Origin of the sequence: Streptomyces phytophilus, assembly GCF_013870535.1 — a bacterium.
Lineage (GTDB): Bacteria > Actinomycetota > Actinomycetes > Streptomycetales > Streptomycetaceae > Streptomyces > Streptomyces phytophilus.
In genome coordinates this window covers 1-6778 of the sequence record NZ_JACBXC010000222.1, presented here as the reverse complement: position 1 = coordinate 6778, position 6778 = coordinate 1, and the positions used below count along the sequence as shown (strand labels likewise).

Genomic DNA, 6778 nt, shown 5'->3' with positions numbered 1-6778 from the left:
CCGCAGGCCAGGCTGTAGCGGAAGGTGAACTCGAAGCCCTGCTCGCTGGGGAAGTTGGTGTCCCACAGGTTGTTGTGGATCCAGGAGAAGACGGTGGCGGGCTCGTCGTGGCCCATCGTCTTGGGGAACGGCGCGTACGGCAGCGCGATGTTGCCGAACTGTACCAGCGGCGCGTCCTGGGTGGCCCAGGCGACCGCGAGCCCGTCCTCGGCGAGCGTCACCCAGCGGCGTACGGCCTGCATGTGCTGCGCGGAGCCGGGGATGACGGACAGTCCGGTGCCGGTGGCGCCGCCGGTGGCCTCCATGCGCACGGTGGGCGTCTCGAAGGCGAAGGGGAACGCGAAGTAGGCGCTCTCCTTGCCGAGGGTGGCGTCCTTGTCGACGCGGTTGTCGATGTCGAGGCGGGCGGCGCCGTGCGGCAGCGTGAGTGTCGTACGCACCCGGTTGGCGCCGGCGGGGCGGGTCTCGTAGGTGAGGGTCTCGCCGGTGGCGGTGGACTTGCGCGCGATGAGCGCGGCGGGCGGGGCGACGGAGCGGTTGCCGAGGTGCTCCAGGCGCTCGGAGCCGGTGGTGCGGCTGGAGTTGTGGTTGAAGCCGCCGGCGGTGGTGTAGCTGTCGTGGATGTAGGCGTTGAAGCCGGCGACGGCGTCCGCGCGGACGAGTTCGCGGCCGGTGGCCTTGTCGACGACGGAGGCGATGCAGGCGCGGGCGAGGTCGACGCGCACGGCGAGGTGCTCGTTCTCCAGCAGCGTGGGGTCGGCCTGCGCGTGCGCGGCGGCGGCGGTCTCTGCGGGGTCCTCCTGTTCGGTGCCGCCGGTGGGGTTCCAGCCGGTGGCGGCCTTCAGGACGGCGCCTTCGCCGTCGGCCGCGCCGTCGCCGGCGCCGTCGGAGACGACGTCGAGGCGTACGGAGCCGGCGGCCGGCACGTCGGCGACGCAGACCAGAAGGAACCGGCCGGCGTCCCGGTGGTCGTCGTTGACCTGTGCCTCCTCCTCGTGCCGCAGCCGCTCGCCGGTGCGGGCGTCGCGGACGGCGACGCGCTGCTCCAGCGGCACGCTGCTCTCCGGCAGGAAGATCCGCACGACGTCCGTGCGGGCCCAGGAGCAGGTGTTGACGACGTGGTACGACACGGCGTCCGGCGCGCTCGCGAGGCGCTGGCCGAGGCGGGCGCGGGCCCGGTCGAGCAGGGAGTTGCCGTCGTCGTACGCGCGCAGCGCCTGCCCGTACTTCCAGTGCCACTGCTCCTCGCCGCTGTGGCCGCCGTGGTCGCCGTGGGTCCAGGGGTCGCCGGCGCCCCAGGTGTGCTCGTCGAAGAGGGACACCGCCTCGTAGACGGGGGCCGAGTCCCGGCTGTCGTCGGCGGCGCCGGCGGCGCCGAGGATGCCGGCGAAGGTGCCGAGGGTCTGGGCGTCGGCGACGGTGGCCTGCGCGGTGCGGGCCAGGGACAGCGGGCGGGCCCCGGAGCCGACGCCGTCGACCCACCAGTCGGTCCAGTCGCCCTCGAAGGTGCGGATCTCGTCGCCGAGGCGGGCCTCGGCGTCGGTGAAGAAGTCCTCGTTGCGGGAGAGCCTGAGCTGCGGGTAGGCCCAGGTCTCGTTCCAGCGGCGGACGGTGTCGGCGATGATCCGCCGGGGCGGCGCGTTGTCGCCGAACTTGCCCTGGACGCGCAGGTGCAGGATGTCCCACGGGTACGGCTCGCGCTTGACGTCGGCCTGGTCCATGGCCCAGCCGAAGATGCCGCCGCGGTACGGGTACGGGTTGCTGGCCAGCGACGTCAGATACGCGGGCAGCAGGTCGTCGACGCTTGAGTAGTCGGTGTCGAAGCCGAGCAGCGGGCCCTCCATGTAGGCCAGGCCGTGCGGGGTGTCGGTGACCCAGACGAGGATGCTGTTGCCGCTGGGCGCGCGCCAGCGGAAGAGCCGGGGCAGCTTCTCGCCGCCGACGAGGTGGGGCACGGACCGGCCGGCCCAGTTGTGCGCCACGGACAGGTACGTGACGCCCGCGGCGGCGAGCGCGTCGACGAGGCCGACGACGGCGCCGGGCACGTCGGTCTGCATCGCGGAGGTGAACTCCACGCCGTGCTCGTCGCGCACCTCGTGGGCCAGCCGGAGCAGTTCGTGCAGTTCGTCGGTGGAGCAGGTCTCGGTGTGCAGGTTGAAGGGCATGGCGGTCAGCTCGATACGGCCCTCGCGTACCCGCCGGACGAACTCGTCGACCTGCTCGGCGGGCCGGGCGTCGGCCCACTGCCGGAACGACCACAGGGACTCCACGCACCAGCGGAACCGGGACTCGGCCGGCCAGTCGTCGGTGGCGCGGGTCAGCTCCAGGCAGGAGTCGAGGAACGAGAGGTGCTCGGCCAGCACGCGGCCCTGGGGGTCGGTGTAGCCGATGTCGAGGTGGGAGTGGTGGACGAGGTGGAGGGTCCACTGCCGCTGCGGGGTGAGGGTCAGCCCGATACCGGCGTCGGCACCGCCATCTGCATCGCCATCGGCAGCCAGGCCGACGGTGACGCGGGTGGCGGTGTCGACGGCGGGCAGCAGCAGGCGTACGGACCCGCCGGGGCCCGGTTCCGGCACGGCGGGCAGCGCCGTGCCGGATTCGGTGCGTACGGCGAGATCGGCGGCGAGGCCGGCGGGCAGGGCGCCGCCGGTGGCCTCGACGCGCAGGCTCTGCAGCAGCCCGCCGCCCTCGGCGTGCTTGAGCAGCGGTTCCTGGGTCAGGCGCAGGGCGGTGCCGGCGAGGCTGCCCTCGGCGGTGACGACGCTGCTGCGCAGGCTGTCGCGGATGCGGTCGTTGTCCCAGTCGGTGGTCTTGACGAGGGCCCGAGTGGTCATGCGGTGGTCTCCGTACTCTCCCGCGGTGGTGCGGGCGGTGAAGCGGGCGGGTTCGTGGGCCGGGCAGGGGTCGGCGGGCGGATGGGGTCGGCGGGCGGTCGGGCGGTCGGGCGGGTCAGCGGGCGGACGCGGTGATGCCGCGCAGGAACAGGCCGCGGAACACCAGGAAGACCAGCAGCGTGGGCAGCGAGACGATGAACGCGCCCGCGAGGACCACCGGGGGCCCGGCGGTGCTGTACGCCTGGGTGAGGGAGTTGAGTGCGGCCATCACCGGCTGGATCTCGGGACTGCGGCTGAGCGTGATGCCGAAGAGCAGGTCGTTCCAGACGGCGGTGAACTGGAAGATGAACGCGGCGCCGAGCCCCGAGCGCATCAGCGGCACGTGGATGCGCCAGAAGATGCGGCGCATGGACGCCCCGTCGAGCATCGCGGCCTCGGTGATCTCCGGCGGCATCGTCGTCATCTGGTTGCGGATGAGGAAGAACGCGAAGGGGATGGCCCAGGCGGCGTAGACGAGCATCAGGCCCAGGCGGGTGTCGTAGAGGTTGGCGTCGGCGTACATGCCGAACAGCGGGGCCAGGAACATCTGCAGCGGGAACAGCGTCCCGGAGAAGATCACCCAGAACCACAGGGCGGGCCTGGGTATCGGCAGCACGATCACGGCGAACGCGGCCATCGCCGCGACCACCACGGCCACGCCGCCGCACACCACGGCGTACAGCATGGAGCTGGCGAAGCCGTCGCCGATGCCGGCGTCGGTCCACGCGGCTCGGACGTTGTCGAAGAAGGCGAAGCCCTGCGGGGTCCAGTCGACCGAGCCGGTGAACTCCTCGGGCGGTGTCAGCGCGTTGACGATCAGGATGTAGAGCGGCAGCAGCCAGAGCAGCACGCAGCCGGCGACGAAGAGGTTGCGCATGTGGCGTCCCATGTCGGTGTCTCCTCTCAGTCCTTGGCACCGGGCATCTGGCGGCGGAGGTAGAGCCACGAGGAAGCGACGACGATCACGGAGAGCACGAGCGCGACGGCGGATCCGTACCCGACGTGGAAGAGGCGGAACGCCTCGCGGTACATGGTCAGCGCAAGCGTCTCGGAGCTGCGCGAGGGACCGCCCTGGGTGAGGACCCAGATCATGTCGAACGCCTTGAGGCTGTTGACGATGGCCATGCCGACGACCACGACCGTCACGGCGCGCAGCTGCGGCAGGGTGATGTGGCGGAACATCCGCCAGCCGGTGGCGCCGTCGAGTTCGGCGGCCTCGATCGTCTCGCGCGGGATGGCGCGCAGGCCGATGGCGAAGAGGACGACGTTCAGCCCGGTGGCCTGCCAGGTGCTGGCGACGATCATCGAGATGGTGTTCTGCGGCCACTCCAGCAGCCAGCCCTGCGCCCAGGAGTCGAGGCCGACGCCGCGCAGCACCTGGTTGACCGCGCCGTCGGTGGTGAGCATGAAGCGCCACAGCGAGGCGGTGGCGGCGCCGGAGATCGCGAACGGCAGCACGATGACGAGTTGGGCGAGTCCGCCGAAGCGGCGCATCCGGTGGGTGGCCACCGCGATGGCGAGGCCGGCGACGACGGGCAGCAGCAGGGTGCCGGCGACCCACATGAAGGTGTTGAGCAGCGAGCGGCCGAAGATCGGGTCCTCGGCGAGCCGCGTGTAGTTGTCGATGCCGGTGAAGCTGCTGGAGAAGCCGTTGTCCTCGAAGAAGCTGCCGTAGATGCTGCGGAGGAAGGGGTAGACGAGCAGGACGCCGACGAGGGCGAGCGCGGGCAGCGCCCAGGGGACGCCGGCGAACGGGCCGCCCAGGCGGCTGGTGGACGTCGTCTTCGCGGCCTGGTGCGGGCTGCGGACGGGTATGCGGCGGCGTACGCGCACGGGCCCGGCGGCGTCCGTCGTGCCGAGGGTGTCGGTCATGACTTCTCCGCCTCCCGCCACACCTTCCACGCCTCGTCGGCGCGCTCCTGCATGGTCCGCAGCCCGCCGCGGTACGAGTGCGGTTCGATGAGCATGCCCGCGAGGTCGTCCACGGTGGACTCGACGAGTTCGGGCGGGCCCTGCTCCCAGAAGCGGTTGAGCAGCCACAGGTCCTTCGACTGGCGGGTGACGCCTTCGATGACCGCGTTGGCGGGCGTGACCTTCGGGTTGGGGCTGCCGTCGGAGAGGCCGTGCGCGAAGGCGGTGGCGACCTCGGGGTGCAGCCAGCCGCCGGCGGCTTTCAACGCCTCCTCCTTGTCCGGGCCCTTGACCGTGACGGCGAAGGCGCTGGACTCGAAGATCACGCAGGGGCGCGCAGCCGGGTCGGCCATGGGCAGCACGAAGGCGTCGACGGTCTTGCCGGGCTTGGCGCCGGCGCCGGCGAAGACGCCGCCCAGCCAGGTGCCGCAGGCGACCATCCCGATGTCGCCGTGGACGACCGCGGCGGCGGCGGCGTTGTGGTCCACGTCCATGCTCGTGAACCAGTTCTTGTCGAAGAAGCCGGCGATCGTGCGCAGCGCGCGTTCGGCGCGCGGGTCGGTGTAGCGCTCGCGCCCGTTCATCAGGTCGTCGTAGAACTGCGGGTCCTGACGGCTCAGGATCTCCTGGAACCAGATGAACGCGGGCCAGCGGCCGGCCGTGGTGCCGTGCAGCGGGGTGATGCCGTTGTCCTTCAGCCGGGTGCAGGCGGTGAGGAAGTCGTCCCAGGTCTCGGGCTTCTTGAGGCGGTGCTCTGCGAAGACCTCGGGGTTGTAGAAGATCACCCAGTAGGCGAGGTTCATCGGCAGCCCGTAGACGCGGCCGCCGTAGGTGAACGCCTCGCGCAGCGAGGGGTCGACCCAGCCCCGGGACTCGGCGGACTCCCACTGCTCGGACAGGTCCTCGATGCCGCCGGTGCGCGCGAGGTCGCGCAGCCGGTAGCCGGACCAGTACTTGAGCAGGTCGGGGGTCTTGTTCGTGCGGAGCGAGGACTTGACGATCTGCTCGAAGGACTCAAGGGAGGGGATGACCTCGGGTACGAGCTGCAGGCCGGCGGTGGACTGGAGCGCCTTCCCGGCGGCCTGCAGCGGGGCCTCCCAGGTGGCGTTGTCGCCGTGGATGGCGACTTTCCCCGGCCCCTGGCCCGCGGCGCTGCCGCAGGCGGTGGCCAGGCCGCCGGCGGCGGTGGCGACCGCGCCGGCCGCGGAGGCGCGGAGGAGGGTACGGCGGTCGAAGCGGGTGCGGAGGGGGGTGGTCGTGCTGGGGTCGGCGGTTGGTGGGGGGATCGGCGGATGACGACCTGACATCGGGCGGCTCCCTGGGTCACACTCGTGTTATCGTTAACACGCGGTGGACAGAGCTTGACGGCCGACAACCGCCGACGTCAATGGCCTCGCAACGAAATTTCAGAAGCTGGCCCGACAACTCGGGCCGCGCTTTGCCTTGCGGCAGAATGCCCGAAATGTATAGTTCTGGCCCAGCGGGGTCGCAGGCCCGCCGCCGCGCCTCTGCGCAAGGACGGCACCCGGCCGCCGGGCCTGCGACCTCGACGCCACCCAGCCCGCGCCGCCGGCACCCCGGCGAACGCGCCGACGACAATGGCCCGATGACCCACCCGCACCCCGCCCCCGCGCTCACCGTCGTCGGCCTGCTCAGCGGCACCTCGTACGACGCCGTGGACGCCGCCGTCTGCGATCTGCGCCTGGCCGGCGACGAACTCCTCCTGCACCCCCGCGGCCTGCACAGCGCCCCCTTCCCCGACGAGCTGCGCCGCGCCGTCGCCGCCTGCCTCCCCCCGGCGCGTACGACGATGGCGGAGGTCTGCCGGCTCGACACCGAACTCGGCCGGTTCTTCGGCCGGGTGGCCGCCGACGCGGTCGACGCCGCGGAGGGCGGGCGCGCCGACCTCGTCGTCTCGCACGGGCAGACCGTCTACCACTGGGTCGAGGGCAGGCAGGCCCGCGGCACCCTCCAGCTCGGCGGCGCCGCCTGGA

At 72.0% G+C, this 6778-nt stretch carries 5 protein-coding genes; 1 reads left to right on the top strand and 4 read right to left on the bottom strand.

The annotated features are described in order from the left end of the window. From H5J30_RS13070 to H5J30_RS13055, 4 genes are all read right to left on the bottom strand, one after another. Nucleotides 1-2834: glycoside hydrolase family 38 N-terminal domain-containing protein (locus H5J30_RS13070; RefSeq protein WP_181787603.1), on the bottom strand; the 2834-nt coding region annotated here is incomplete at its 3' end. Between the two features lie 115 nt (nucleotides 2835-2949). Continuing rightward, on the bottom strand, nucleotides 2950-3762 hold the full coding sequence (locus H5J30_RS13065) for a carbohydrate ABC transporter permease (RefSeq protein ID WP_181787602.1): 813 nt from the start codon (nucleotides 3760-3762) through the stop codon (nucleotides 2950-2952). 14 nt (nucleotides 3763-3776) lie between these two features. Further along, a complete protein-coding gene (locus H5J30_RS13060) occupies nucleotides 3777-4745 on the bottom strand; it encodes a carbohydrate ABC transporter permease (RefSeq protein WP_181787601.1) in 969 nt (322 codons plus the stop codon). Next, nucleotides 4742-6091 carry an ABC transporter substrate-binding protein gene (locus H5J30_RS13055; RefSeq protein ID WP_181787600.1) on the bottom strand — a complete coding sequence of 450 codons (1350 nt, stop codon included), beginning with the start codon at nucleotides 6089-6091 and terminating at the stop codon, nucleotides 4742-4744. The genes H5J30_RS13060 and H5J30_RS13055 overlap by 4 nt, the downstream gene beginning before the upstream one ends. Nucleotides 6092-6390: 299 nt before the next feature. Here H5J30_RS13055 and H5J30_RS13050 point away from each other — a divergent pair. After that, on the top strand, nucleotides 6391-6778 hold a 388-nt coding region (locus tag H5J30_RS13050; RefSeq protein ID WP_181787599.1), incomplete at its 3' end, for an anhydro-N-acetylmuramic acid kinase.

Coding starts and splice junctions, on each gene's coding strand:
- H5J30_RS13065 (WP_181787602.1), bottom strand. CDS start 3,762: ATGGGACGCCACATGCGCAACCTCTTCGTCGCCGGCTGCGTGCTGCTC.
- H5J30_RS13060 (WP_181787601.1), bottom strand. CDS start 4,745: ATGACCGACACCCTCGGCACGACGGACGCCGCCGGGCCCGTGCGCGTA.
- H5J30_RS13055 (WP_181787600.1), bottom strand. CDS start 6,091: ATGTCAGGTCGTCATCCGCCGATCCCCCCACCAACCGCCGACCCCAGC.